The organism is Kitasatospora sp. NPDC001603 (assembly GCF_040298365.1).
Lineage (GTDB): Bacteria > Actinomycetota > Actinomycetes > Streptomycetales > Streptomycetaceae > Kitasatospora.
The window spans coordinates 1-23257 of the sequence record NZ_JBEPAA010000051.1 but is presented as its reverse complement, the minus strand read 5'-3'; the positions used below and the strand labels follow the sequence as shown (position 1 = coordinate 23257).

The 23257-nt window shown below is 73.6% G+C and carries 21 protein-coding genes and 1 pseudogene; 15 read left to right on the top strand and 7 right to left on the bottom strand.

The annotated features are described in order from the left end of the window. Positions 1–101 precede the first annotated feature (101 nt). Complete coding sequence (locus tag ABT263_RS27180) at positions 102–383, bottom strand: HPr family phosphocarrier protein (protein ID WP_352294211.1); 282 nt, start codon at positions 381–383, stop codon at positions 102–104. Positions 384–606: 223 nt separating this feature from the next. Between ABT263_RS27180 and ABT263_RS27175 the strand changes: the two genes are divergently transcribed. The 4 genes from ABT263_RS27175 (at position 607) to ABT263_RS27160 (ending at position 6087) form a co-directional block, all read left to right on the top strand. Next, the gene (locus tag ABT263_RS27175) at positions 607–3480 is read left to right on the top strand and encodes a bifunctional acetate--CoA ligase family protein/GNAT family N-acetyltransferase (protein ID WP_502885872.1); all 2874 of its coding nucleotides are present in this window, start codon (positions 607–609) and stop codon (positions 3478–3480) included. Between the two features lie 94 nt (positions 3481–3574). Then, positions 3575–4174, top strand: a complete 600-nt coding sequence (locus ABT263_RS27170; protein WP_329489885.1) for a DUF5998 family protein — start codon at positions 3575–3577, stop codon at positions 4172–4174. Between the two features lie 38 nt (positions 4175–4212). Beyond that, positions 4213–5397, top strand: a complete 1185-nt coding sequence (locus ABT263_RS27165) for an alkaline phosphatase family protein (protein ID WP_352294209.1) — start codon at positions 4213–4215, stop codon at positions 5395–5397. Positions 5398–5430: 33 nt separating this feature from the next. Further along, positions 5431–6087 carry a thymidine kinase gene (locus ABT263_RS27160; RefSeq protein ID WP_329489887.1) on the top strand — a complete coding sequence of 219 codons (657 nt, stop codon included), beginning with the start codon at positions 5431–5433 and terminating at the stop codon, positions 6085–6087. A 7-nt stretch (positions 6088–6094) separates the two neighbouring features. Here ABT263_RS27160 and ABT263_RS27155 read toward each other — a convergent pair whose 3' ends face one another. Beyond that, the gene (locus tag ABT263_RS27155) at positions 6095–6850 is read right to left on the bottom strand and encodes a VOC family protein (protein WP_352294207.1); all 756 of its coding nucleotides are present in this window, start codon (positions 6848–6850) and stop codon (positions 6095–6097) included. 155 nt (positions 6851–7005) lie between these two features. Here ABT263_RS27155 and ABT263_RS27150 point away from each other — a divergent pair, with 155 nt between their 5' ends. Then, positions 7006–7866: a sulfurtransferase gene (locus ABT263_RS27150; protein ID WP_352294205.1), complete on the top strand. Its 861-nt coding sequence runs from the start codon at positions 7006–7008 to the stop codon at positions 7864–7866. A gap of 61 nt (positions 7867–7927) precedes the next feature. Here ABT263_RS27150 and sepH read toward each other — a convergent pair whose 3' ends face one another. Continuing rightward, a complete protein-coding gene (sepH, locus tag ABT263_RS27145; RefSeq protein ID WP_352294203.1) occupies positions 7928–9007 on the bottom strand; it encodes a septation protein SepH in 1080 nt (359 codons plus the stop codon). Between the two features lie 516 nt (positions 9008–9523). Between sepH and ABT263_RS27140 the strand changes: the two genes are divergently transcribed. Then, positions 9524–10447 carry a hypothetical protein gene (locus ABT263_RS27140; protein ID WP_352294201.1) on the top strand — a complete coding sequence of 308 codons (924 nt, stop codon included), beginning with the start codon at positions 9524–9526 and terminating at the stop codon, positions 10445–10447. Positions 10448–10453: 6 nt separating this feature from the next. On the opposite strand, the gene ABT263_RS27135 is transcribed toward ABT263_RS27140, so the two are convergent. Beyond that, positions 10454–11776, bottom strand: coding sequence for a D-arabinono-1,4-lactone oxidase (locus ABT263_RS27135; RefSeq protein ID WP_352294198.1), 1323 nt, complete (start codon positions 11774–11776; stop codon positions 10454–10456). A gap of 115 nt (positions 11777–11891) precedes the next feature. Next, a complete protein-coding gene (locus tag ABT263_RS27130) occupies positions 11892–13148 on the bottom strand; it encodes an MFS transporter (protein ID WP_352294196.1) in 1257 nt (418 codons plus the stop codon). 127 nt (positions 13149–13275) lie between these two features. Between ABT263_RS27130 and ABT263_RS27125 the strand changes: the two genes are divergently transcribed. Then, the gene (locus ABT263_RS27125; RefSeq protein WP_352294194.1) at positions 13276–14418 is read left to right on the top strand and encodes a ferrochelatase; all 1143 of its coding nucleotides are present in this window, start codon (positions 13276–13278) and stop codon (positions 14416–14418) included. A 20-nt stretch (positions 14419–14438) separates the two neighbouring features. After that, positions 14439–15263 (top strand): inositol monophosphatase family protein, encoded by an 825-nt coding sequence (locus tag ABT263_RS27120; protein WP_352294192.1) that lies wholly within the window; start codon positions 14439–14441, stop codon positions 15261–15263. A 187-nt stretch (positions 15264–15450) separates the two neighbouring features. Here the strand turns inward: ABT263_RS27120 and ABT263_RS27115 are convergent, their stop codons facing one another. After that, on the bottom strand, positions 15451–15636 hold the full coding sequence (locus ABT263_RS27115; RefSeq protein WP_352294190.1) for a hypothetical protein: 186 nt from the start codon (positions 15634–15636) through the stop codon (positions 15451–15453). Between the two features lie 465 nt (positions 15637–16101). Here ABT263_RS27115 and ABT263_RS27110 point away from each other — a divergent pair, with 465 nt between their 5' ends. From ABT263_RS27110 to ABT263_RS27095, 4 genes are all read left to right on the top strand, one after another. Next, positions 16102–16755 carry a response regulator transcription factor gene (locus tag ABT263_RS27110; protein ID WP_329489897.1) on the top strand — a complete coding sequence of 218 codons (654 nt, stop codon included), beginning with the start codon at positions 16102–16104 and terminating at the stop codon, positions 16753–16755. A 75-nt stretch (positions 16756–16830) separates the two neighbouring features. Next, positions 16831–18144, top strand: a complete 1314-nt coding sequence (locus tag ABT263_RS27105; protein ID WP_380388621.1) for a sensor histidine kinase — start codon at positions 16831–16833, stop codon at positions 18142–18144. 255 nt (positions 18145–18399) lie between these two features. After that, positions 18400–19383 carry an acyl-ACP desaturase gene (locus ABT263_RS27100; RefSeq protein WP_329489898.1) on the top strand — a complete coding sequence of 328 codons (984 nt, stop codon included), beginning with the start codon at positions 18400–18402 and terminating at the stop codon, positions 19381–19383. 503 nt (positions 19384–19886) lie between these two features. After that, positions 19887–20186 (top strand): DUF4193 domain-containing protein, encoded by a 300-nt coding sequence (locus tag ABT263_RS27095; RefSeq protein WP_073924890.1) that lies wholly within the window; start codon positions 19887–19889, stop codon positions 20184–20186. 280 nt (positions 20187–20466) lie between these two features. On the opposite strand, the gene ABT263_RS27090 is transcribed toward ABT263_RS27095, so the two are convergent. Beyond that, a complete protein-coding gene (locus tag ABT263_RS27090; RefSeq protein WP_329489899.1) occupies positions 20467–20916 on the bottom strand; it encodes a DUF3093 domain-containing protein in 450 nt (149 codons plus the stop codon). 135 nt (positions 20917–21051) lie between these two features. Here ABT263_RS27090 and ABT263_RS27085 point away from each other — a divergent pair, with 135 nt between their 5' ends. The 3 genes and pseudogenes from ABT263_RS27085 to ABT263_RS27075 all read left to right on the top strand — a co-directional run bounded on the left by ABT263_RS27085 (position 21052) and on the right by ABT263_RS27075 (position 22970). After that, complete coding sequence (locus tag ABT263_RS27085; protein ID WP_352294247.1) at positions 21052–21630, top strand: PaaI family thioesterase; 579 nt, start codon at positions 21052–21054, stop codon at positions 21628–21630. Further along, positions 21627–22161, top strand: a pseudogene (gene dut / locus ABT263_RS27080) (dUTP diphosphatase). Before ABT263_RS27085 ends, dut begins: the two are co-directional and overlap by 4 nt. A gap of 2 nt (positions 22162–22163) precedes the next feature. Beyond that, a complete protein-coding gene (locus ABT263_RS27075; RefSeq protein ID WP_329489901.1) occupies positions 22164–22970 on the top strand; it encodes a DUF3710 domain-containing protein in 807 nt (268 codons plus the stop codon). The last annotated feature ends 287 nt before the right edge of the window (positions 22971–23257 follow it).

Genomic DNA, 23257 nt, shown 5'->3' with positions numbered 1-23257 from the left:
CCGGGCGCGGGGGCCCGCGGCTCCGGCGCCGCCGGGTACCCGGAGCCGGGCACGCGGAAGGGGGGCACCGCCGTGGCGGTGCCCCCCTTCCTCGACGGTGCTCAGGCGGCGGCCGGCAGCTCGTCGAGGCCTTCCTGGACCAGCTGGGCAAGGCGGTCCAGGGCCTCGTCCGCGCCCTCGGCGTCGGAGGCGAGGATGACCTCCTCGCCGCCCTGGGCGCCGAGGCCGAGCAGGCCGAGCATGGAGGCGGCGTTGATCGGGGTGCCGCCGGGCTTGGCGATGGTGATCGGCACGCCGGTGGCCGTGACGGCCCGGACGAAGACGGAGGCGGGACGGGCGTGCAGGCCCTCGGCCCAACCGATGGTGACGCGGCGCTCAGCCATGAGACGTGCCTTTCCGGTGAAGCTGGTCATGGCCGGGGCAGGGGGGTCCCTTCGACCATGTTGTCTAGACCAGTGTTGCACGCAGGCAACCCCTGCGAGCCGCCGCGTTCAGGACTTGTGATTGTTTCTTTCGGGGGCATAACCCCCGGCCAGTGGCCGTCTCCACCCTGCCGCGACGACACGTCCGGCGCCATTCGGCTCGCCGCCGGATAACCTGACGAATGTGGACGACTCCGCGGTACCGCACCCCGAGCAGACCCCGCAGGATCCGCAGAACCGGCCGGCTCCCCAGCCCCGGCAGTCCCAGGACGCGGACTACCCGCAGCACTGGGAGGCCGACGTCCTGCTGCGTGACGGCGGCACGGCCCGGATCCGGCCGATCACGCCCGCCGACGCCGGGCGGCTGGTCGAGTTCTACGAGCAGGTGTCGGACCAGTCCAAGTACTTCCGCTTCTTCGCGCCCTACCCGCGGCTCTCCGACAAGGACGTCCGCCGCTTCACCCACCACGACTTCGTGAACCGGGTCGGCCTCGCCGTGGTGGTCCGCGACCGCTTCATCGCCACCGTCCGCTACGACCGGATCGACGCCGACGGCCGCCCCTCGGAGACCGGCACCGACGCCGAGGTGGCGTTCCTGGTGCAGGACGCCCACCAGGGCCGCGGGGTCGCCTCCGCACTGCTGGAACACATCGCCGCGGTGGCCCAGGAGCGCGGCATCCGCCGCTTCCAGGCCGAGGTGCTGCCGGAGAACCGCAAGATGGTGAAGGTCTTCACCGACGCCGGCTACACCCAGCACCGCAGCTTCGCGGACGGTGTGGTCCACCTGGAGTTCGACCTGGAGCCGACCGCCGCCTCGCTGGCCGTGATGCGGGCGCGCGAGCACCGGGCCGAGGCGCGGTCCGTGCAGCGGCTGCTCACCCCGCGCTCGGTCGTGGTGGTGGGCGTCTCCCGCCACCCGCAGACCGTCGGCCGGGCGATCCTGCGGGACCTGCTCGGCGGGCTGCCGCACGGTGACGACCGCCGCGTCTACGCGGTGAACCGCAACGCCCCGCCCGGCACCGCGCTGGACGGCGTCCCGGTGCACCGCTCGGTGCTGGAGATCCCCGGCCCGGTGGACCTCGCCGTGATCGCCGTCCCGGCCGCCGCCGTCCCCGCCGCCGTCGCCGACTGCGGCGCGCACGGCGTGCAGGGCCTGGTGGTGGTCACCGCCGGCTACGCCGAGACCGGCCCGGAGGGCCGCGACCGCCAGCGCGCCCTGGTCCGCCAGGCCCGGGCGGCCGGCATGCGGGTGATCGGCCCGAACGCCTTCGGCCTGATCAACACCGACCCCGCGCTCCCGCTCAACGCCTCGCTCGCACCCGTCCTGCCGCGCCGGGGCGGCTTCGGCATCTTCTGCCAGTCCGGCGCGATCGGCGTGGCCCTGCTGGAGGCCGCCCACCGCCGGGGCCTCGGCGTCTCCTCCTTCGCCTCGGTCGGCAACCGCTCCGACGTCTCGGGCAACGACTTCCTCCAGTACTGGGCGGAGGACCCGGCCACCGACGTCGTGCTGCTCTACCTGGAGTCCTTCGGCAACCCCCGCAAGTTCACCCGGATCGCCCGCCGGCTCGCCGCCGTCAAGCCGATCGTGGTCGTCAAGGGCGCCCGCCACACCGGCAGCCTGCCGCCCGGCCACGCCATCCCGGTCACCGCCAGCGGGCTGCGCGACGCCACCGTCGACGCCCTGTTCGAGCAGGCCGGCGTCACCCGGGTGGAGACCATCACCGAGCTGTACGACACCGGGGAGCTGCTCGCGCTCCAGCCGCTGCCGCCCGGCGACCGGGTCGCCGTGGTCGGCAACTCCGACTCGCTCGGCCTGCTCACCCACGACGCCTGCCTCAGCGCCGGTCTGCGCCCCCGCACCCCGGTCGACCTCACCACGGCCGCCACCGGCGAGAACTTCCGGATCGCGCTGGACGTCGCACTCGCGGACCCGGCCGTGGACGCGGTGATCGCCGTCGCGATCCCGCCCATCGGCACCTCCGCGCACGCCTTCATGGGCGGCCGGCTGACCGGCCCGGACGATCCCGAGATGGGCTCCGACGACCCCGAGATCGCCGCCGCCCTGCTCGAAGCGGGCGAGCGCGCGAGGGAGTTGGGCAAGCCGCTGGTGCTCGCCCACCTGGCGCTGACCGACCTGCCGAGCCGGCTCCGCCCGGGCGGCATCCCCGCCTACCCGGCACCGGAGCGCGCCGTCCGCGCCCTCGCGCACGCCGTCCACCACGCCGAGTGGCGGCGCCGGACGGCCGAGGCGGAGGAGACCGCCCGCGTCCCGGAGCTGGACCGGATCGACGAGGGCGGCGCCCGCGACCTGGTCGAGGCGGCGCTCAGCACCCGGACCGCGATCGCCGCCCGCACCCAGCCGGGCGGTGCGCGGATCACCCTGCCGGAGGCCGGCACCACCGCGCTGCTCGCGCACTACGGCATCGACGTCTCCCCGACCCTGCCCGCGCCCGACGAGGAGTCCGCCGTCCGTGCCGCCGCGACGCTCGGCTACCCGGTGGCGCTCAAGGCGACCGCCCCGCACCTGCGCCACCGCCCCGACCTCGGCAGCGTCCGCCTCGACCTGACCGGCGAGCCGGGGCTGCGCCGCGCCCACCGCGAGCTGGACGCGCTGCTCGGCGGGGCCGCCCAGGCCGAACTCGTCGTGCAGCGCCTGGCCCCGCGCGGTGTGGACACCGTCATCGGGGCCACCGTCGACCCGGCGGTGGGCGCGATCCTCTCCTTCGGTCTGGCCGGCGCCCCGGCCGAGCTGCTCGGTGATGTTGCCCACCGTCTGGTCCCCGCCACCGACCAGGACGTCGCCGGTCTGATCCGCGAGGTCCGGGCGGCCCCGCTGCTGTTCGGCTGGCGCGGCGCCGAGGCGGTGGACACCGCCGCGCTGGAGGAACTGCTGCTGAGGGTGTCGCGGCTGGTCGACGATCTCCCGGAGGTCGCCTCGGTGGACCTCGAACCCGTGGTCGTCGCCCCGCACGGACTGGCGATCCTGGGGGCGCGGGTGCGGATCGCGCCCCTGCCCGTCCGCAGCGATCTGGGCCCGCGCGCGATGAGCACGCTGTAACCTTCCTTGGTTGCGCCCTGTCCGGGGGCGCTGTCGTCCGGAAGCTCGGCGCCGCGCCGCCCGCTTCGTCGGCGGACCATGCCAGGATGGAGTTATGGCGAAGACCGGTACCACCACCACTCAGGACCTGCGCTCGGCGATCGAGCGCAGCGGCTACTACCCGGCCCTGGTGTCCGAGGCGGTCGAGTCCGCGGTGGGTCCCGAGCCGATCAGCTCCTACCTGGTGCACCAGGAGACCACCTTCGACGCCAACGAGGTGCGCCGGCACGTCACCGTGCTGGTGCTGACCCCGACCCGTTTCGTGGTGAGCCACACCGACGAGCAGTCCGGCGGCGAGGCCGGCCCCGCGGTGCCCTACGCCACCACCTCCACCGAGAGCGTCCGGCTGGACCGGATCGGCTCGGTCGTGGTGAGCCGGATGGTCGCCAACCCGGAGACCTACACCCCCGGCACGCTGCCCCGCGAGGTCGTGCTGACCATCGGCTGGGGTGCCGTGCAGCGCCTGGACCTGGAGCCGGCCGGCTGCTCGGACCCGAACTGCGAGGCCGACCACGGCTACACCGGATCGGCCACCGCTGACGACCTGTCACTGCGGGTCAGCGAGGCGGGTGACGGCCCGGAGACGGTCGCCCAGGCCCTGGTGTTCGCCCGGGCGCTCTCCGACGCCACGATCAGCAACGGTCCGCGGGTCTGAGCCGACGCACCGGAAGCCAGGAAGTCAGCCTCTCACCCATGTCCTTCGCACCCGACGCCCACGACGCCTTCGAGATCCTCGACCCCGCCGCCGCCCCGGCCCCCCTGTACGGCGGCGGCTCGCTCTGTGACCTGCTGCCCTCGGTGGCGGCCGGACTCGGCGTGCCCGGCTTCACCGCCGCACTGCCGATCGCCCCGGCCGACCGGGTGGTGGTCTTCCTGGTCGACGGACTCGGCTGGGAGCTGCTGCTGCGCCACCCCGAGTACGCGCCGTTCCTCTCCTCGCTGATCGGCAGCTCGCTCGCCGGCACCGGCCGCCCGCTGACCGCCGGCTTCCCGTCCACCACCGCCACCTCGCTGGCGTCGGTCGGCACCGGGACCCCGCCCGGCCTGCACGGCCTGGTCGGCTACACGGTCGCGGTGCCGGGCGCCGGCCACCTGATGAACCAGCTGCGCTGGCAGCCGCCGGTCGCCCCGCACACCTGGCAGCCGTACCCGACGGTGTTCGAGCAGACGCACGCCGCCGGGGTGGCGACCGCCCAGGTCTCCTCGCCGCTGTTCGCCCAGACCCCGCTGACCCGGGTGGCGCTCTCCGGCGGCAGCTTCCTCGGCCGCACCACCGGCGAGGAGCGGATGGACCAGGCCGCCCGCTGGCTGGCCGAGCACGACCGCGCCCTCGTCTACACCTACGTGAGCGAGCTGGACGGCGCGGGGCACCGGTTCGGGGTGGACTCCGACGACTGGCGGATGACGCTGGACGCGGTGGACCGCCTGGCCCGCCGCCTGGCCGAGCAGCTGCCGCCGCGGTCGGCGATGTACGTCACTGCCGACCACGGCATGATCGACATCGCTCCGGAGGACCGGATCGACTTCGACGAGGACTGGGAGCTGGGCGCCGGCGTCGCCCTGCTCGGCGGCGAGGGCCGGGCCCGGCACGTCTACGCGGTGCCCGGCGCGGCCGCCGACGTGTACACGGTCTGGAGCGAGGTGCTGGGCGACCGGATGTGGGTGGCCACCCGGGACGACGCGATCGCGGCAGGCTGGTTCGGACCCTCGGTGGACGAGCGGGTCTACCTGCGGATCGGCGACGTGGTCGCCGCCGCCCGGGACGACGTCGCGGTGACCGCCTCCCGCAACGAGCCCGGCGAGTCCGCGATGATCGGTCTGCACGGCTCGATGACCCCGGTCGAGCAGTTCGTGCCCCTGCTCGAAGTCCGCACGTGAACCCCCTTGAAGTGAAAGGCCTTCGCACCACCCATGGCTGAACTGGTGTTCTTCTCGGGCACGATGGACTGCGGGAAGTCGACGCTCGCGTTGCAGATGGACCACAACCACGCCGCGCGCGGCCGGCAGGGGATCATCCTCACCCGCAACGACCGGGCCGGCGCGGCCACCATCTCCAGCCGGCTCGGCCTGCAGGCCGAGGCGGTCGAGGTGGCGGACGAGTTCGACTTCCACGCCCACGTCGTGCACCGGCTCTCGGCCGGCGGCCGGGTGGACTACCTGATCTGCGACGAGGCCCAGTTCTTCGCCGCCGAGCAGGTCGACCAACTGGCCCGGGTGGTGGACGAACTCGGCATCGACGTCTTCACCTTCGGCATCACCACGGACTTCCGCACCCGGCTGTTCCCCGGTTCCCAGCGGCTGATCGAACTGGCCGACCGGGTGGAGGTCCTCCAGGTCGAGGCGCTCTGCTGGTGCGGCGCGCGGGCCACCCACAACGCCCGGACGGTGGGCGGCGTGATGGTGGTCGAGGGCGCCCAGGTCGTGATCGGCGACATCACGGTGCGCGAGGACGAGGTCGGCTACGAGGTGCTCTGCCGTCGGCACCACCGCCGCCGGCTGACCGCCGCCACCGCCCGCGTCTCGGTGCTCTCCCCGGACGTGCTGCCCTTCGAGGAGCAGCAGGCCTGACCCGCTCCTACCGGAGCCCCGCCTGCAGCACCGAGAAGTGCCCGCCCTGCGGGTCCGCCAGTCGCGCCACCGGTCCGCGCCCGCTCTCGTGCGGCTCCAGCAGCACCCGGCCGCCCAGCCGGATCGCCCGACGGACCGTCAGTTCGACGTCCTGGACGGCGAAGTGGACTCGCCAGCGCGGCGGGTGGCCGCGCAGCTCGGCGCCGTGCCGGATGCCCGCCACCGGCCGGCCGTCCACCAGCAGCGCGGACTCGCCGCCGGCGGGCGCCACCGGCCGCCCGAGCACCGCGCCGTAGAACACCGCGGCGCCCTCCGCGTCCGGCGTGAGCAGCTCGGCCCAGGCCGGTCCGCCGGGCTCGGGTCCGGCCTCGCGGCCGATGTGCTCCTCGCCCTGCCAGAGGCCGAAGACCGCGCCGGAGACGTCGGCCGCGATCGCCAGCCGTCCGGCCCGCTCGGCCTGGAGCGGCCCGACCGCCACCGTTCCGCCGCACTCGTGCACCAGTTGGGCCGTCCGGTCGGCGCTGTCCACCGCGAAGTAGGTGGTCCACTGCACCGGGAAGCCGGGCACCGCGGAGACGCCGAGGCCGGCGACCGGCGCACCGCCCGACTCGGCCCGGACGTAGTCACCGAGCTCGGTGGGGCCGGGGGTGTACGTCCAGTCGAGCAGCTCGCCGTAGAACGCGCGGGCGCCGTCCAGGTCGTCGGTCATCAGGCTGACCCAGCACGGCGTGCCCTGGGCCAGCCGGAGTGTCACCGCGGGCATGCGGGCCTCCTCACGGGGCGGTCGGCGCACGGACCTGCGCACGTGAGGGTGATGGTTCCACCCCGGCGCGCGCCGAACCCTCGGGCCGCGCGGAAAGTCCGGCAAAGACCGCACAAAGAGCGTTGAGTTGGTGGTGCTGCGCGAGAATGACCGCCATGACGACCTCTCACGATGACTCCCCGCTGGTGTCGGTGGCCGGCCTGCGGGAGGCGCTCGCCTCGGCGCGCCCGCCCGTCCTGCTCGATGTGCGCTGGCAGCTCGGCGGCCCTCCCGGCATCGAGGACTACGCGGCGGGCCATCTGCCCGGTGCGGGCTTCGTCGCGCTGGACACCGACCTCGCCGCCCCGGCCGGGCCGCCCGGGCGCGGTGGCCGTCACCCGCTGCCCGACCCGGAGGAGTTGGGCGCCGCGCTGCGCCGCCTCGGGGTCCGCGCCGACCGTCCGGTGGTGGTGTACGACGGTGCGACCTCGCTGGCGGCGGCGCGCGCCTGGTGGCTGCTGCGCTGGGCCGGTCACCCGGACGTGCGGGTGCTGGACGGCGGGTTCGCCGCGTGGCAGGCGGCCGGGCTACCGGTGACCACCGAGGTGGAGAGCCCGGAGCCGGGTGACTTCAAGCCGGTGCCCGGGCAGTTGCCGACGGTCGACGGGGACGGCGCGGCCGCGCTGGCCCGGACCGGTCTGCTGCTGGACGCGCGGGCGGGCGAGCGCTACCGGGGCGAGACCGAGCCGATCGACCCGCGGGCCGGCCACGTGCCGGGGGCGCTCTCCGCGCCGACCACCGAGAACGTCGGCCCGGACGGGCGGTTCCGGCCGGCCGCCGAACTGGCCGAGCGGTTCCGCGCGCTGGGCGCCGCCGAACGGGAGACCGCGGTGTACTGCGGGTCCGGGGTGACGGCGGCCCACCAGATCCTCGCCCTGGCGGTGGCCGGGCTGCCGGCCGCGCTGTACCCGGGCTCGTGGAGCGAGTGGTCGAGCGACGAGAGCCGCCCGGTGGCGGTCACCGGGCAGCCCGGCTGATCGACGGAACGGGGGAGGGGTGGCGGGCCGACCGGCCAGCCACCCCTCGTTCCACGTCTGCCTACTCCTGCTTCTTGCGCCGGCTGCCGAAGACGATCTCGTCCCAGCTCGGCACGGTGGCCCGGCGCCCGGGCCGGACACCGTCCGCCTCGGCCTGCCGGTCCGTGGTGCCGACCAGCCGCTCCCGGTGCGGGGCGACCGCACGCGGCATCAGGATGTCGGCGTACGCCGAGCCCGCGCCGACCGCGGGTGCGGCCGCGGCGGCGGGCTCCTCGGTCTCCTCGGCGACCTCGACGGGCGGCACCGGTTCGATCGGGGCGGGGCCGACCGCGAGGTCGCCCCGGAAGGCGGGGACCACGTCGAGCAGGCTGGTCAGCGAGTCACGGGACTCGGCGGTGGCCTCCCGGGACTCCCGCACCTCGCGGGAGGACATGATCCGGTCGGCCGAGGGCCGGTCGATCATCGGGCGGGGCGGCCGCTCCTGGGGGAGCCGGGCGATCCGCGGGATGAACGGGAAGACCGACTCCTCCTCGCGCTCGACGTTCTCGCCGATCAGCGCGCGGGCCTCGTCGTCGTTCGGCTGGACCAGGCGCCGCGGCGGGTCGTACGTCCAGGACGCGCTGCGGCCCTCGCCGTCGGCCCGGTAGTAGAGGATGACCTCCCACGTGCCGTCGTCGCGCCGCCAGGAGTCCCAGCGCTCGGTGTCCTTCTCGGCGCCGCGCAGCGCGAGCCGCTCGGCGACGGCCTCGCCCAACTGGGGGCCGGAGGACTCGCCGTGGCGGCGGATCGCGGTCTTGCGGGCCCGCTCGGCCATGAAGGCGCGCTCCGCGAGCACCGGCCCTTCGAAGCGGCGGACCCGGTCCACGGAGATGCCGGCCGCCTGCGCGACCTCCTCGGCGGAGGCACCGGCTCGTATCCGCGCCTGGATGTCCCTGGGGCGGAGGTGGCTCTCGACCTCGATCTCGATCTGGCCGAGGCGTGGACGGTCACCACGGATGGCGGCGCGCAGCCGCTCGTCGATGGGGAGGGTGTACTCCGTGCTGTCGGCGGCCTTGAGCACCAGCCGTGTGCCGTCGTTGCTGACGGCCACAACCCGCAGTTCGGGCACGGTTACCTCCCGGGTGGTGCCTGCCGACGTCACCTGCGTCGCTGCTCCCGTACTGAGTGTGGCCTGCCCGCTCGCGACTGGCCACAACCTTGCTGAGTTCCCCGGCGTGTCGGGCTTACGCCCGGTCACACCGCTGTGGCACGGTTGCCTTTTTGCCACGTCATCCGTCGACGTCGCGCCTGGGTGTCCCGGCCGTCCTCGCACGCGCAGTGACGCGACGATCCGGGACGGGCGTCGCCGTGCGTGCCTGTTCCGTGGCTCTTCGTCAATCTGCCGGTTGATAGGCAGTCGACAAGTCGACCCAAGGCTCAGGCTTTACGAACAGTACTCCATTCGTGGCATCCAAAGGGGCGGCTCGCCGCTCAAGTCTCCCGCGATTCACGGGAATCTCAAGAGCGCGCACCCCCAATGGCCGACGGCCGGCCGATGCACGGTGATCATCTTCACATATATCCCCCGCACAGAACCGCATTTTCGACCCTTGTGTCCTTCTTTGGGCAAGATGGAGTGACTTGTTCGAAGACCAGTCGTACTGACCGAGGGATGTCGATGCCGGAGCAGAAGCCCGCCGAGGAGGGCGGCAAGGAAGGTCGCAGGCGAATTGACCTGAGTGTGGCTCAGGTCGCGGCGAGTGCGCTGGCCACCGTGGTGGGCGCCCTGCTCGCCTCCGAACTCGGCGTCTACGGAACCATTCTGGGCGCGGCCGTGGTCAGCATCGGCGCGACCACCGGCGGTGCGGTGTTCCAGCACATCTTCCGGCGGACCGGTGAGCAACTGCGCGGGGCGGTGGACCGCACCGGCCCGGGGCCGGTGGTGAACGGGCTGCGCCAGGTGCCGGATTCCGACACGCGGGGGCCGGTGGTCTCCCCGGCGTGGAACGAACCCCGGGTGGTGCGGGCGCGCCGGCGCTGGACCTGGAAGTCGTACGGGGCGGTGTCCGCGGTGGTCTTCGTGCTGGCGATGACCCCGATACTCGCCTTCGAGCTGGCGACCGGGCAGCCGGTCTCGGCGACGGTGAAGGGGGAGTCGGGCAGCGGCACCTCGCTGGGCGGCACGGTCGCCCCCAAGCCGGCCGACCCGCCGGCGGGCGATCACTCGGGCGGGCCGTCGGGCGGGCCGTCGCGGGGCACCGGCGGTGCTTCGCCCTCGCCGTCGCGGGGCACCGGCGGTGCTTCGCCCTCGCCGTCGGCCGGGAGCGGTGGTGCGGCCTCGGAGCCGGCGGCCCCGGGCGGCAGCCCGAGCAGGGGGAGCGGCGGCACCGCCCCGCCCTCGGCGGGCCCGAGCGGGGCGCCGTCCGGGTCGCCCTCCACCGGTCCGTCCGCCAGCCCGTCCGCCAGTCCGTCCGGAGGTCCGTCCGGCGGGTCGTCCGGCGGGTCGTCCGCGCCGACCGGGAGCGCGTCGAAGCCGGCCGGGTCGGCGACCCCGGCCCCGCCCGCCCCGAGCGGCGCGCCGACCGGGCCGGCCGCCGGCTGAGGGCGGTCAGGCGCCCAGGACCCGCCGCAGGTAGTCGTTGCCGAAGACCCGCCGCGGGTCGACCTCGTCGCGCAGCGCGGTGAAGTCGGCGAAGTGCGGGTAGACCTCGGCGAGGTAGCCGGCGTCGCGGGTGTGCAGCTTGCCCCAGTGCGGCCGGCCCCGGTGGGCGGTCATCAGCTTCTCCGCCTCGGTGAAGTAGCCCTGCTCGGCGGTGCCCCGGTAGAGGTGGACGGCGATGTAGGCGGTGTCCCGGCCGCTCGCGGTGGAGAGCCAGAGGTCGTCGGCGGGGGCGAACCGGACCTCGACGGGGAAGCTGATCCGCCAGTCGGAGCGCTCGATCATGGCCTTGAGCTCGCGCAGCACCCCGGCCAGCTCCTCGCGCGGCACCGCGTACTCCATCTCGGTGAAGCGGACCTTGCGCGGGCTGGTGAACACCTTGTGGGCGGTGTCGGTGTAGCTGCGGTCCGACCAGGCGCGGCTGGCCAGCGAGGCGATGGTCGGGACGCTGCGGGGGAAGCGCCGGCCGACCCGGCAGGCGCCCTCCCAGACCGTGTTGGAGAGGAAGTCGTCCTCCAGCCAGCTCTTGAAGCGGGGCAGCGGGGCGGCCGGACCCTGGCTGCGGTTGTTGCGCTTGGTGGAGCAGCGGTCGGTGTGCGGGAACCAGTAGAACTCGAAGTGCTCGTTCACCGCGGTGAGGTCGTCGAGCCGGTCGAGCACCTCGTCGAAGCGCATCGGCTGCTCGTGGGCGGTGAGCAGGAAGGCCGGTTCGACGGCGAGGGTCACCGCGGTGATCACGCCGAGGGCGCCGAGGCCGAGCCGGGCGCCGTGGAAGAGCCGCGGGTCCTCGGTGGGCGAGCAGTGCCGGACGCTGCCGTCGGCGAGGACGATCTCCAGGGCGCGGATCTGGGCGGCGAGCGAGCCGGAGTCCCGGCCGGTGCCGTGGGTGCCGGTGCTGGTCGCGCCGGCCACCGTCTGCACCTCGATGTCGCCCATGTTGGTGAGCGAGAGCCCGGCCGCGGCCAGCACGCGGTTGAGCCGGGCGAGCGGGAGGCCGGCCTCGACGGTGACGGTCCCGGCCTCGCGGTCGATGGCGCGGACGGCGGTCATCGCGTAGGGGCGGACCAGGACGCCGCCCTCGGCCGAGGCGATCGCGGTGAAGGAGTGGCCGGAGCCGACCGCCTTGACGCCCTGCCCCTGGTCCGCGGCCCGGGTGATCTCCTTGGCCAGTTCCTCCGCAGTCCCGGGCGTGACCACCTTGGCGGGGTGCGCGCTCTGGTTCCCGGCCCAGTTGGTCCAGCGGGTGCGGGGTGCGGTACTGGCCTGGGGCATGCCGTGCCTCCTGCTCCGTGGCCGAACGGTGTCGGCGCGCTCCCGGGCGGTGGGGGCCGCCCCGGGTGTCCCTACCCGCGGGTAGGACCCGCGAGTAGGCAGGAGAGTAGTCAGTTCACCGTTCGAGGTCTACGGTCTCGGCGGTCGGCTGCCCGGCCGAGGCGGCGGCCAGGCCCGTTCCGAGGCGCCGCAGGCCGACCAGGGCGGTCAGTACGCCGAACACCCCGGCGGTCACCGGCACCCAGTATCCGGCGGCGGCGCCGGAGGCGTCCACCACCCAGCCGCCGGCCGAGGAGCCGAGGGCGACGCCCAGGGCGAGCCCGGTGGTGGTCCAGGTCATGCCCTCGGTGAGCTGGGAGGCCGGGACGAGCCGTTCGACCAGGGCCATCGCGGTGATCAGGGTGGGGGAGATGGCGATGCCGGCGACCAGCAGGGCGGCGCCGACCGCGATCAGTCCGCCCACGCCCCGCACGGACTCGGCGGCCAGCAGCAGCGGCACCATGCTGACGGCCATGAACAGGACGCCGCCGAAGAACCGGGCGGCCATCGAGCCCTTGAGCCGGAGGGTGCCGAACACCACGCCGGCCAGGCAGGAGCCGAACGCCCACAGGGCCAGGATCACGCTGGCGACGGACTTGTGGCCCTGGGCCTCGGAGAAGGCGACGGTGACGACCTCGACCGAGCCGAAGATCGCCCCGGTCGCGACGAAGGTCAGGATCAGCACCTGGAGGCCGCGGTTGCGGATCACCGAGCTGCCGGCGTGCCGGGCGGCCGGGTGGACCGGCGGCTCGGTGGAGCGCTGCCCGGCGAACAGCACCACGCCGACCATGAGGAAGAGCCCGGCGAGCAGGACCCCGGCCTCCGGGAAGACGGCGGTGGCCAGGCCGATCGAGAGGATCGGGCCGACGATGAAACAGATCTCGTCGACCACGGCCTCGAAGGAGTACGCGGTGTGCAGCTTGGGCGCGTCGTCCCGGTAGAGGTGGGCCCAGCGGGCGCGGACCATCGCGCCGGTGCTCGGCATCACGCCCATCCCCGCAGCGAAGAGGAACAGCGTCCAGTCCGGTGCCTCCAGCCGGGCGCAGAGCAGCAGGCCGACGGCGGCCAGCACGGTGACCGCAGTGGCCGGCAGGACGATCCGGCGCTGTCCGTGGCGGTCCACCAGCCGGGAGACCTGCGGCCCGAGCACGGCCGCGGACACCGCCAGCGTCGCCGAGACCAGGCCCGCGACCCCGTAGGAGCCTCTCAGCTGGGAGAGCATGGTCACGATGCCGATGCCGGTCATCGAGATCGGGAGCCGGGAGACGAAGCCGGTGGTGGAAAAGGCCAGAGTGCCGGGGGCGGCGAATATCTGGCGGTAGCTGGACAGCACGGGAGCTCCGCAGGAGTAAGGAACGAGGCTGGACTACACAGCTTACGTACCTTGGCAAACCGTATTTTCCGGACACCGGTGCGATCCCGGCGTCGCGGTCCGGCCCCTCAATGGCAGGATCGGTCCCATGTCCGACGTGCGCAATCCCTCACCCACCGGGGCCGCTCCCTACGACGCCCTGCTGCTGCTCTCCTTCGGCGGGCCCGAGGCCCCCGAGGACGTCGTCCCCTTCCTGGAGAACGTCACCAGGGGACGCGGCATCCCCAAGGAACGGCTCAAGGAGGTGGGCAAGCACTACTTCATGTTCGGCGGCGTGAGCCCGATCAACGAGCAGAACCGCGAGCTGCTCGCCGCGCTGCGCAAGGACTTCGCCGAGCACGGGCTGGACCTCCCGGTCTACTGGGGCAACCGCAACTGGGCGCCCTACCTGACCGACACCCTGCGCGAGCTCGCCGCCGACGGGCACCGCCGTGTCGCCGTCCTCGCCACCAGCGCCTACGCCGGCTACTCCGGCTGCCGCCAGTACCGGGAGAACCTCGCCGACGCGCTGGCCCGGCTCGCCGAGGAGGGGCTGTCCGGACTCCGGGTCGACAAGCTCCGGCACTTCTACAACCACCCCGGCTTCGTCGAGCCGATGATCGACGCCACGCTGGCCGCGCTGGCGCGGCTGCCCGAGGCGGTGCGGGCCGGTGCCCGGCTGGCGTTCACCACGCACTCCGTCCCCGACGCCATGGCGCGGACCTCCGGCGCACCGGACGACCCGGCCCGGGGCCGGCCGGGCGGCGCGTACGTCGCCCAGCACCTGGACGTCGCCGGGCTGATCGCGGCGGCCGTCGCCGAGCGGACCGGGGTCGCCGACCGCCCCTGGGAGCTGGTCTTCCAGAGCCGCAGCGGCGCCCCGCAGACCCCGTGGCTGGAGCCCGACATCTGCGACCACCTGGAGGCGCAGCACGCGCAGGGCGCGCCCGCCGTCGTGATGGTCCCGATCGGCTTCGTCTCCGACCACATGGAGGTCAAGTACGACCTGGACACCGAGGCGGTGGCGAAGGCCGCCGAGCTCGGCCTGCCCGTCGCCCGGGCGGCCACGGTCGGTGCCGACCCCCGGTTCACCGCCGCCGTGCGGGAGCTGGTCCTGGAGCGGGCCGCCGCCGAACGCGGCGCGCCCGTGACCCGCTGCGCCCTCGGCGCGCTCGGCCCCAGCCACGACGTGTGCGCGGTGGCCTGCTGCCCGAACCCGCGCGCCCCCCGCCCGGCCGCCGCCGAGCGCTGACCCCGCACCGAGGAGACCCCGTGCCCAGCCCCGGACCCGCCGCCCCGCCCGCCGCCCTGCTGGACGAACTGCTCGACGTCGCCCTGGACGCCGCCCGGCGGGCCGGCGCCCTGCTGCGCGACAGCCGGCCCGCCGACCTGGGGGTCGCGGGCACCAAGAGCAGCCCGGTCGACGTGGTGACCGAGATGGACCTCGCCTCCGAGAAGCTCCTCCTGGAGCTGATCGCCGCCCGCCGCCCGGACGACGGCTACCTCGGAGAGGAGGGGTCCGAGCGGCCCGGCACCAGCGGGGTCCGGTGGGTCGTCGACCCGCTCGACGGCACCGTCAACTACCTCTACGGACTGCCCTCCTGGGCCGTCAGCGTGGCCGCCGAGCTGGACGGCCGGGCGGTCGTCGGCGTGGTCCACGCCCCCGCGCGGGGGGAGCTCTTCGAGGCGGTGCTGGGCCGGGGCGCCCGGCTGGACGGCCGGCCGGTGTCGGCCCGCCCGGCCCCGCCGTGGGGGGAAGCGCTGATCGGCACCGGCTTCAACTACGTGCAGGCGGTGCGCGTCCGGCAGGCCGAGGTACTGCTCGCGCTGATGCCGGAGGTCCGTGACATCCGGCGCGGTGGCGCCGCCGCGGTGGACCTGTGCGACGTCGCGGCCGGGCGCCTGGACGGCTACTACGAGCGCGGACTGGCTCCCTGGGACCGCGCGGCCGGCTGTCTGATCGCCACCGAGGCCGGTGCCCTGGTCGGCGGCCGCCCCGGCGAGGGGCCGGACGGCGAGCTGACCGTCGCGGCCGCGCCCGGGGTCTACGAGCCGCTCCAGGAGCGGCTGGCGCGGCTGCGCGCCTGGGCCGACTGACCCGCCCCGGCCGGGCGGCCGGGTTCCGCGGTGGTGCGGAACCCGGCCCCCCGGCCGGTGTCCGGGCAGCGAAGAGGCGTCCGGGCAGCGAAGAGCCCTGGCATACGGGGAATGCCAGGGCTGGAGGTTTCGCACGGCCCCCACAGGGCCGCTGGTGCCGGAGTCCGGCGTCGGGTCGGCAGGTCGGTCAGGCAGCGCTGCGGTGGCGCTCCAGCACCGTGTCGACGCCGTGTTCGGCGGCGAGTCGGCGGAGGTCGTCCAGCTCGGACTGCTCCACCTCGGCGAGGAACTCGTCCCCGGCCTCGATCGCGCGGTGCAGGTCCTGCTCGGCGCTGGCTATGCGCTGCAGGATTCCGGCGGTGAAGGCGTCCATACGGGCCCCCTTACTGTGTCGGACGTGCACGTTCGTGCGTCCCCCGCCCCAGGATCGTGGTAGCCAGCGGAAGCGTCCGATCCGGTAGGTCGTGATCTCCGGTCGGGCGCGGAGACGGCCCTCGGCCGCTCCCGGTGACGCCCCGGCCCCAGGGCCGGCGCGGATAAAACGCACGGCGGGTGGGTGCGATCGGCCGTCAGCCGGATCGCGGGTGTGCAGCTGTCCTCCCCAGCCCCTGGTCGGGGAAACCTCCCCCGGCGAGAAAGTTGCCCGTGTCACAGTCCAAGCGGAGTGTTCCCGGCACGAATCGGGACGGAGGCCGTCGCCGCGGCGACGGTCGCGCCCCCGGGCGCTCCTGCCTCCGGGGCAGCTTATCGCTGCTTTACCGCACGACCAGGCAGGATGGAGGCACCGTCGGAGCCGCGCGTCCGCTTCCGGGGCCGGCCTGGAGAAGGGACAACGACCGTGCGGGTTCTCGTCGTCGAGGACGAGCAGCTGCTCGCCGAGGCCGTCGCCACCGGCTTGCGCCGCGAGGCGATGGCCGTCGACGTGGTGTACGACGGGGAGGCCGCGCTCCAGCGCATCGCGGTCAACGACTACGACGTGGTGGTGCTCGACCGGGACCTGCCACTGGTCCACGGCGACGACGTCTGCCGCAGCGTGGTCGACCAGGGCCTGGCCACCCGGGTGATCATGCTGACCGCCTCGGGCGACATCAGCGACCGGGTCGAGGGTCTGGAGATCGGTGCGGACGACTACCTCCCCAAGCCCTTCGCCTTCAGTGAACTCGTCGCCCGGGTAAGGGCGCTGGGCCGCCGCGCGACCGTCCCGCTGCCGCCGGTGCTGGAGCGCGCGGGCATCTCCGTCGACCCCGGCCGCCGCGAGGTGATCCGCGACGGGCGGCCCGTCCAGCTCGCTCCCAAGGAGTTCGCCGTCCTGGAGGTGCTGATGCGGGCCGGCGGCGCCGTGGTCTCCGCCGAGCAGCTCCTGGAGAAGGCCTGGGACGAGCACACCGACCCGTTCACCAACGTCGTGCGCGTCACCGTGATGACGCTGCGCCGCAAGCTCGGCGACCCGCCGGTGATCGTCACCGTGCCGGGCTCCGGCTACCGGATCTGACCGGCTCCGGCCGGACACCCGCGGGCCCCACCCCCACCACGCGACCGCCCCGGCGGACGCCCCGAGAGGACGATCATGACCACCCCGCCCCCGGCCGGCGGGCCCTCCGGCGCGCCCGCCGGCGGCCCGCGCGCCGTACCGCCCGGGCCCGTGCCGCCGAAGCCCGCGCACGCACCGCGGGCGCCCCTGCTCCACCACGCGTCGCGCGACACCTACGTGCCCGGCGACGGGATGCTCGCCTGGCTGCCGTTCCGCCCGACCATCCGGATCCGCCTCACCCTGCTCTACGGCGGCATGTTCCTGATGGCCGGCGTCGTCCTGCTGCTGCTGATGTACTTCTTCGTCCGGCAGGCCCTGCACGACGTCCAGCCGCCGCCCTTCCTGTTCGGCAAGGACATCACCGTCAACGGCGTGCCGATGAGCAGCGAGCAGTTCAACCAGTACCTCGCCAGCCGGCACGAGGTCGCCTCCAACGCGGCCCTCAACACGCTGCTGCGCAAGGCCCTCACGGTGCTGGTCTGCCTCGCCGTGATCGCCTTCGCCGCCGGCTACGCGATGGCCGGCCGGGTGCTGCGCCCGCTCGGGCGGATCACCCGCACCGCGCGCGAGGTGGCCTCGTCCGACCTGCACCGGCGGATCGAGCTCGACGGGCCGGACGACGAGCTCAAGGAGCTCGCCGACACCTTCGACGACATGCTCGACCGGCTGGACCGCTCCTTCGACTCCCAGCGCCGCTTCGTCGCCAACGCCTCGCACGAGCTGCGCACCCCGCTGGCGATCAACCGGACCCTGCTGGAGGTCCAGCTCTCCGACCCGGCCGCCTCGGCCGACCTCCAGCAGCTCGGCAAGACCCTGCTGGCCACCAACGAGCGCAGCGAGCAACTGGTGGAGGGCCTGCTGCTGCTCGCCCGCAGCGACAACGAGCTCACCGACCGCCGGCCGGTGGAGCTCTCCGAGGTCGCCACCCGCGCCCTGGTGCAGACCCGCGCCGAGGCCGACCGGCGCGAGGTCGAGCTGCGCGCCACCCTGAACCCGGCCGTGGTCTCCGGCAACGGCGTGCTGCTGGAGCGGATCGCGCTCAACCTGCTGCAGAACGCCGTGCGCTACAACTCCGCCGACGGCTGGGTCGAGATCGCCACCGCCGAGGTGCCCGGCGGCGGCGAGCTGGTGGTGTCCAACACCGGCCCGGTGGTCCCCGGCTACGAGCTGGAGCACATCTTCGAGCCGTTCCGCCGGGTCAAGGGCGCCGACCGCACCCGCAGCGACAAGGGCGTCGGACTCGGCCTGTCCATCGTCCGCTCGGTGGTCCGGGCGCACGGAGGCACCATCGAGGCCACCCCGCGCTCCGGTGGCGGCCTGACCATGCGGGTCCGGATCCCGGCGGCCTGAGCACCCCCACAGGCCCGTCTCGCCCCCGCTGCGCCGCCCGTCCCACCCGCGCTCCGTGCGCTGACCGATCCCGCCGCCCCCGCCAGGCCCGTCAAGACGACATAAGGCCTGGCGGGGGCGGCTTGTCATTTCCGGTCCGAGCAACTTACGGTGTCGTAACCTACGCAACCGTAAGTGCGTCCCGACTTCGGTGTCCCCGACGTGCCCGCCCAACGCGCCCGTCCCGCGCGTGCCCGTCCCCCTGGAGCAACACTCGTGACCATCGCCCCCGTGCAGCGCACCGCCCCGACCGGTTCCAGCGCCTGGACCGATGCGCGGCTGATCATGGCCCTCGAAGAGGTGGTGGAGACCGAGCTCAACCGCCACCTGAAGGTCGCCAAGGACTGGATGCCCCACGAGTTCGTCCCGTGGAGCCAGGGCCGCGACTTCGACGGTGTGCTGGGCGGGGAGCCCTGGTCGCTGGAGCAGTCGCAGGTGACCCCGCTTGGCCGGGTGGCGCTGGTGGTCAACCTGCTGACCGAGGACAACCTCCCCAGCTACCACCACGAGATCGCCACCATGTTCGGCCGCGAGGGCGCCTGGGGCACCTGGGTGCACCGCTGGACGGCCGAGGAGGGCCGGCACGGCATAGCCATCCGCGACTACCTGCTCGCCACCCGGGCCGTGGACCCGAACGAGCTCGAGCGGGCCCGGATGAGCCACATGTCGGAGGGCTTCGAGTCCGACAACTCGCACAGCATGCTGCACTCGGTCGCCTACGTGGCCTTCCAGGAGCTGGCCACCCGGATCTCGCACCGCAACACCGGCCACTCCGCCGGCGACCCGCTCTGCGACCAGCTGCTCGCGAAGATCGCCAACGACGAGAACCTGCACATGGTCTTCTACCGCAACCTGCTGAAGGCCGCCCTGGAGATCGCCCCCGACCAGGCCATGCGCGCGATCGCCGACGTGGTCACCGACTTCCGGATGCCCGGCCACGGCATCCCCGGCTTCGAGCGGGCCGCCGCCCAGATCGCCATCGGCGGCGTCTACAACCTGCGCATCCACCACGACGACGTGCTGCAGCCGGTGCTGCGCCACCTCAAGGTGATGGAGGTCGGCGGCCTCGGTCCGGTCGGTCTGCGGGCCCAGGACGAGCTCGGCGTCTTCCTCGGGGGGCTGGACGCGCAGGCGACCAAGTTCGACGAGCGGCAGGCCGCCCTGCTGGCCCGCCGGGCCGCCCGCAAGGCCGCCCAGTAGCAGCCGGACACGAACCGCAGGACGCGCCGGGCCGTGGACCCGGCCGTTCCTGTTGGGTGGATTTTCCGTGGTTTGCCCCGGAAGATTCGGAACGTGAGCAAGGTCACACCGTGTCGCTCCACGGGGTGGAGCGGTCTCGGAGCGTGATCATGGTCGAGGCCGCTCCGGTTGCGTTCCGTGACCGGTCTCGGGGTCGATGCGGTCCGGGCGGATCGGCCGGGAGCCCTGGTGGGCAAGGGAACGATCGAGTGGTCGCAAGGCCTCTGATGACTGAGCGTGTCCGGTGGGCGGGTCCGGCCGCCGGTCGGTGATGGCCCAGCGTGAGGCCTCCCGCGCCCGATCGGATCACTCCAACGGACCCCTGGCTGAGTGTCGATTGAGTAACAGGGCTTGAAGTAAGGCAAAATCTCCGCCTCGGGTCGGGCACAAGACCGGCCCCCCATGCGTTACGTGCGCTGGAGATACCGCACACACCGCACAACCCGGAGGGGGAGAGCGAAAACATGGCAACTGACTACGACACCCCACGCAAGACCGATGACGACCTCAACGAGGACAGCATCGAGGAACTCAAGGCCCGGCGGAACGAGAAGAGCACCAGCTCGGTCGACGTCGACGAGTTCGAAGCGGCGGAGGGCCTTGAGCTCCCCGGCGCGGACCTCTCGAACGAGGAGCTCTCGGTCCGGGTGCTGCCGCGCCAGGCCGACGAGTTCACCTGCATGAGCTGCTTCCTGGTCCACCACCGCAGCCAGCTGTACAGCGAGAAGAACGGCAACCCGATCTGCCGGGACTGCGGCGCCTGAGTATCAGGGCGGCCATGGGCCCGGGCTCGCGGAACCTCGTGAGACCGGCACACCGCCCCTTCCGGCCCCGGGCAGCGGGGCCGGACGGCAGTACCGGCGACGGCCGTCGAGGCGGGCGTACCGGCAGTACCGCGCCGATTCGTACCGGCGCGGTACCGCGCACTGCGCGGCGTGGCAGCAGCTCGTGCAGTACGGAGACATCTGGGACGGTCCCGCATCGCGGAACCGTCCCTCTCCGTTCTCCGGGCCGGATCCGGTCCGGAGAACGGAGACTGCCGGGTCAGGCGCGGGCGCCGCGCCGGGCCTCGTCCAGCGCCTCGGCCAGCTTCATCGGCGAGCGCGTCGACAGGTAGAGGTACGGGGTCGGGTCGGCCGGGTCGCTGACCTCGACGCGCAGGGCGGTCGGGACGTAGCTGCGCAGCAGCATGAAAGCGCGCGGGTCCGACTTCGGGCCGCGCCAGGCCATCGCCTCGGCGGGGCTGAGCGGGTGCGCGGCGCCGAGCGCGTCGACCGGGATCCGGGCCTGGCCGGCCACCAGGGAACCCTGCACCACCCGGATCCGGGCGGAGCCGTAGCTGCTGATCGCGGCGGCGCCGGCGGCGATCCCGACCACCAGCCCGACCAGCGCGCCCACCGCGCTGAGGCGCAGCAGGATCAATGCGAGCGTGAGCCCGATCGCGACCGGGAGCAACCACCAGGAGCGCGGCACGGTGAGGCGTTCGTCGTACATGCCCCCATTGTGGTCGCCGTTACGTCCGGCGGCGGACGGCACCCCCGGGCCCGGACCGGCTACCGGTCGGTAGGGTTGGGCACCGTGACCGGTTCCGTAGCCCCAGCCTCCCCGTCCGAGCGGCCGGCGCCGCCCCTGCCGCTCTCGCCCACCACGCCCCCGCCGGGCGCCGTCCTGCCGCCGCGCGCCCCCGAGGCCCCGGCCCCGGGAACCCGGCTCGGCTCGCACTACGAGCACTGCTTCGGCTGCGGCCCGGAGCACCCGGGCGGGCTGCGGATCGACGCGGTGGCGGGCCAGGGCCTCGACGTCACCGCCGAGTTCGCCGTCCGCTCCGCCCACCAGGGCGGCCCCGGCCTGGCCCACGGCGGGCTGCTGACCACCGCGATGGACGAGACGCTCGGCACGCTGAACTGGCTGCTGCACGCCCCGGCCGTCACCGGCCGGCTGGAGACCGACTTCGTCTGCCCGGTGCCGGTCGACTCCGTGCTGCACCTGCGCGCCTGGATCACCGGCGTGCACGGCCGGAAGATCTACAGCGCCGGCGAGGCGCGGATCGGCGGGCCCGACGGCCCGGTCGCGCTCCGCGCCCAGGCACTCTTCATCCAGGTGAAGCTGGAACACTTCACCCAGCACGGTCGTCCCGAGGACATCGAGAAGGTCCTCGACGACCCTGATCTGATGAAGCGCGCCCGAGCCTTTGAGGTGAACCCTTGAGCAGCACCCCCCGTCCGCCGGTAGACGTCCTGATCAGGCGAATCGACACCGAGCTGCCGCTGCCCGCGTACGCGCAGCCCGGTGACGCGGGCGCCGATCTGCGGACCGCCGTCGACGCCGAACTGGCCCCCGGTGAGCGGATCGTCCTGCCCACCGGCATCGCCATCGCGCTGCCGGACGGCTACGCGGCGTTCGTCCACCCGCGCTCCGGGCTCGCAGCTCGTTGCGGAGTTGCTCTGGTGAACGCCCCGGGGACGGTCGATGCCGGGTACCGTGGAGAGATCAAGGTGATCGTCGTCAACTTGGACCCGCGCGAAGCCGTCAGCTTCCGCCGAGGGGACCGGATCGCCCAGCTGGTGATCCAGCAGGTCGAGAAGGCCCGCTTCCACGAGGTGGCCGAACTGCCCGGGTCGGCACGAGCCGAGGGCGGGTTCGGGTCGACCGGCGGCCACGCCGCGGTCTAGGCTGCCCGCGGCCTCGTAGGAAGCCGAGCAGGTATTCGCATCGGTCTTGGACCGGGAAGGACAGTGACCGTGTTCCGTCGTCGCCAGAAGAGCGAGGACGCTGTCGAGCAGCTCGCCGACGACGCCATCAGCGCCGACGAGCCGGCCGATGACGTCGAAGGTTCCGCCGAGAGCGAGAACGTGACCGAACTGGACCCGGCGGAGCGGGTCGGCCTGCCGCCGGCTCCGCGTCCGGACGGTCCGTGGGACCACTCCGAGCTGGAGCAGCCGGAGGAAGGCCGGGTCGACCTCGGAGGCCTGCTGGTCCCCGGTGTCGAGGGCATGGAACTGCGCGTCGAGGTGGCCGGGGACGCGATCGTGGCCGCGACGCTGGTCCTCGGCAACAGCGCCATCCAGCTCCAGGCCTTCGCGGCTCCCAAGTCCGAGGGCATCTGGGGCGAGGTCCGTGAGGAGATCGCCAACGGCATCACCTCGCAGGGCGGCCTCATCGAGGAGGAGGAGGGCCCGCTCGGCTGGCACCTCCGGGCCCAGGTCCCCGTGCAGTTGCCGGACGGCACGCAGGGTGTCCAGCTGGTGCGCTTCGTCGGCTGCGACGGGCCGCGCTGGTTCCTGCGCGGTGTGATCTCGGGCCAGGCCGCGGTGCAGCCGGAGATGGCCGGGATCCTGGAGCAGGTCTTCCAGCAGACCGTCGTCGTCCGTGGCGAGACCCCGATGGCGCCGCGCGACCCGATCGTGCTGAAGCTTCCCGAGGACGCGCAGATGGTGGCCGACGGTGGCGGGGCAGCCGCCGCTGCCGGAGAGAGCGACAGCAACCGCTTCGGCGGCGCCGCGCTCGACCCGTTCGCCCGCGGCCCGGAGATCACCGAGGTCCGCTGAGCAGGCGTTGAGCCGGCGCCGAGCCGGCCGACCGCTCTTCGATCGCCCCCGCCCGGATGCCCGGACGGGGGCGATTTGCATGTGGCGGGCCGGTCCCCGTACAGTTCCGGAGTCGCACCGAGAGGGGCGGCGGAATGCGAATCCGATGAATGAAACTCCGGAAAACGGAGCGGAAAACATCTGATAAGCTTCAAACACGAAAGAACGAAGCGCCCGGAGGGCCCGCTGGAAGGCGGTCCGAAGGAAGTGTCCGTTCCTTGAGAACTCAACAGCGTGCCAAAAGTCAA

Coding starts and splice junctions, on each gene's coding strand:
- ABT263_RS27125 (WP_352294194.1), top strand. CDS start 13,276: ATGTCCGACGTGCGCAATCCCTCACCCACCGGGGCCGCTCCCTACGAC.
- ABT263_RS27105 (WP_380388621.1), top strand. CDS start 16,831: ATGACCACCCCGCCCCCGGCCGGCGGGCCCTCCGGCGCGCCCGCCGGC.
- ABT263_RS27170 (WP_329489885.1), top strand. CDS start 3,575: ATGGCGAAGACCGGTACCACCACCACTCAGGACCTGCGCTCGGCGATC.
- ABT263_RS27180 (WP_352294211.1), bottom strand. CDS start 383: ATGGCTGAGCGCCGCGTCACCATCGGTTGGGCCGAGGGCCTGCACGCC.
- ABT263_RS27095 (WP_073924890.1), top strand. CDS start 19,887: ATGGCAACTGACTACGACACCCCACGCAAGACCGATGACGACCTCAAC.
- ABT263_RS27140 (WP_352294201.1), top strand. CDS start 9,524: ATGCCGGAGCAGAAGCCCGCCGAGGAGGGCGGCAAGGAAGGTCGCAGG.
- ABT263_RS27135 (WP_352294198.1), bottom strand. CDS start 11,776: ATGCCCCAGGCCAGTACCGCACCCCGCACCCGCTGGACCAACTGGGCC.
- ABT263_RS27165 (WP_352294209.1), top strand. CDS start 4,213: ATGTCCTTCGCACCCGACGCCCACGACGCCTTCGAGATCCTCGACCCC.
- ABT263_RS27155 (WP_352294207.1), bottom strand. CDS start 6,850: ATGCCCGCGGTGACACTCCGGCTGGCCCAGGGCACGCCGTGCTGGGTC.
- ABT263_RS27160 (WP_329489887.1), top strand. CDS start 5,431: ATGGCTGAACTGGTGTTCTTCTCGGGCACGATGGACTGCGGGAAGTCG.
- ABT263_RS27150 (WP_352294205.1), top strand. CDS start 7,006: ATGACGACCTCTCACGATGACTCCCCGCTGGTGTCGGTGGCCGGCCTG.
- ABT263_RS27090 (WP_329489899.1), bottom strand. CDS start 20,916: ATGTACGACGAACGCCTCACCGTGCCGCGCTCCTGGTGGTTGCTCCCG.
- ABT263_RS27115 (WP_352294190.1), bottom strand. CDS start 15,636: ATGGACGCCTTCACCGCCGGAATCCTGCAGCGCATAGCCAGCGCCGAG.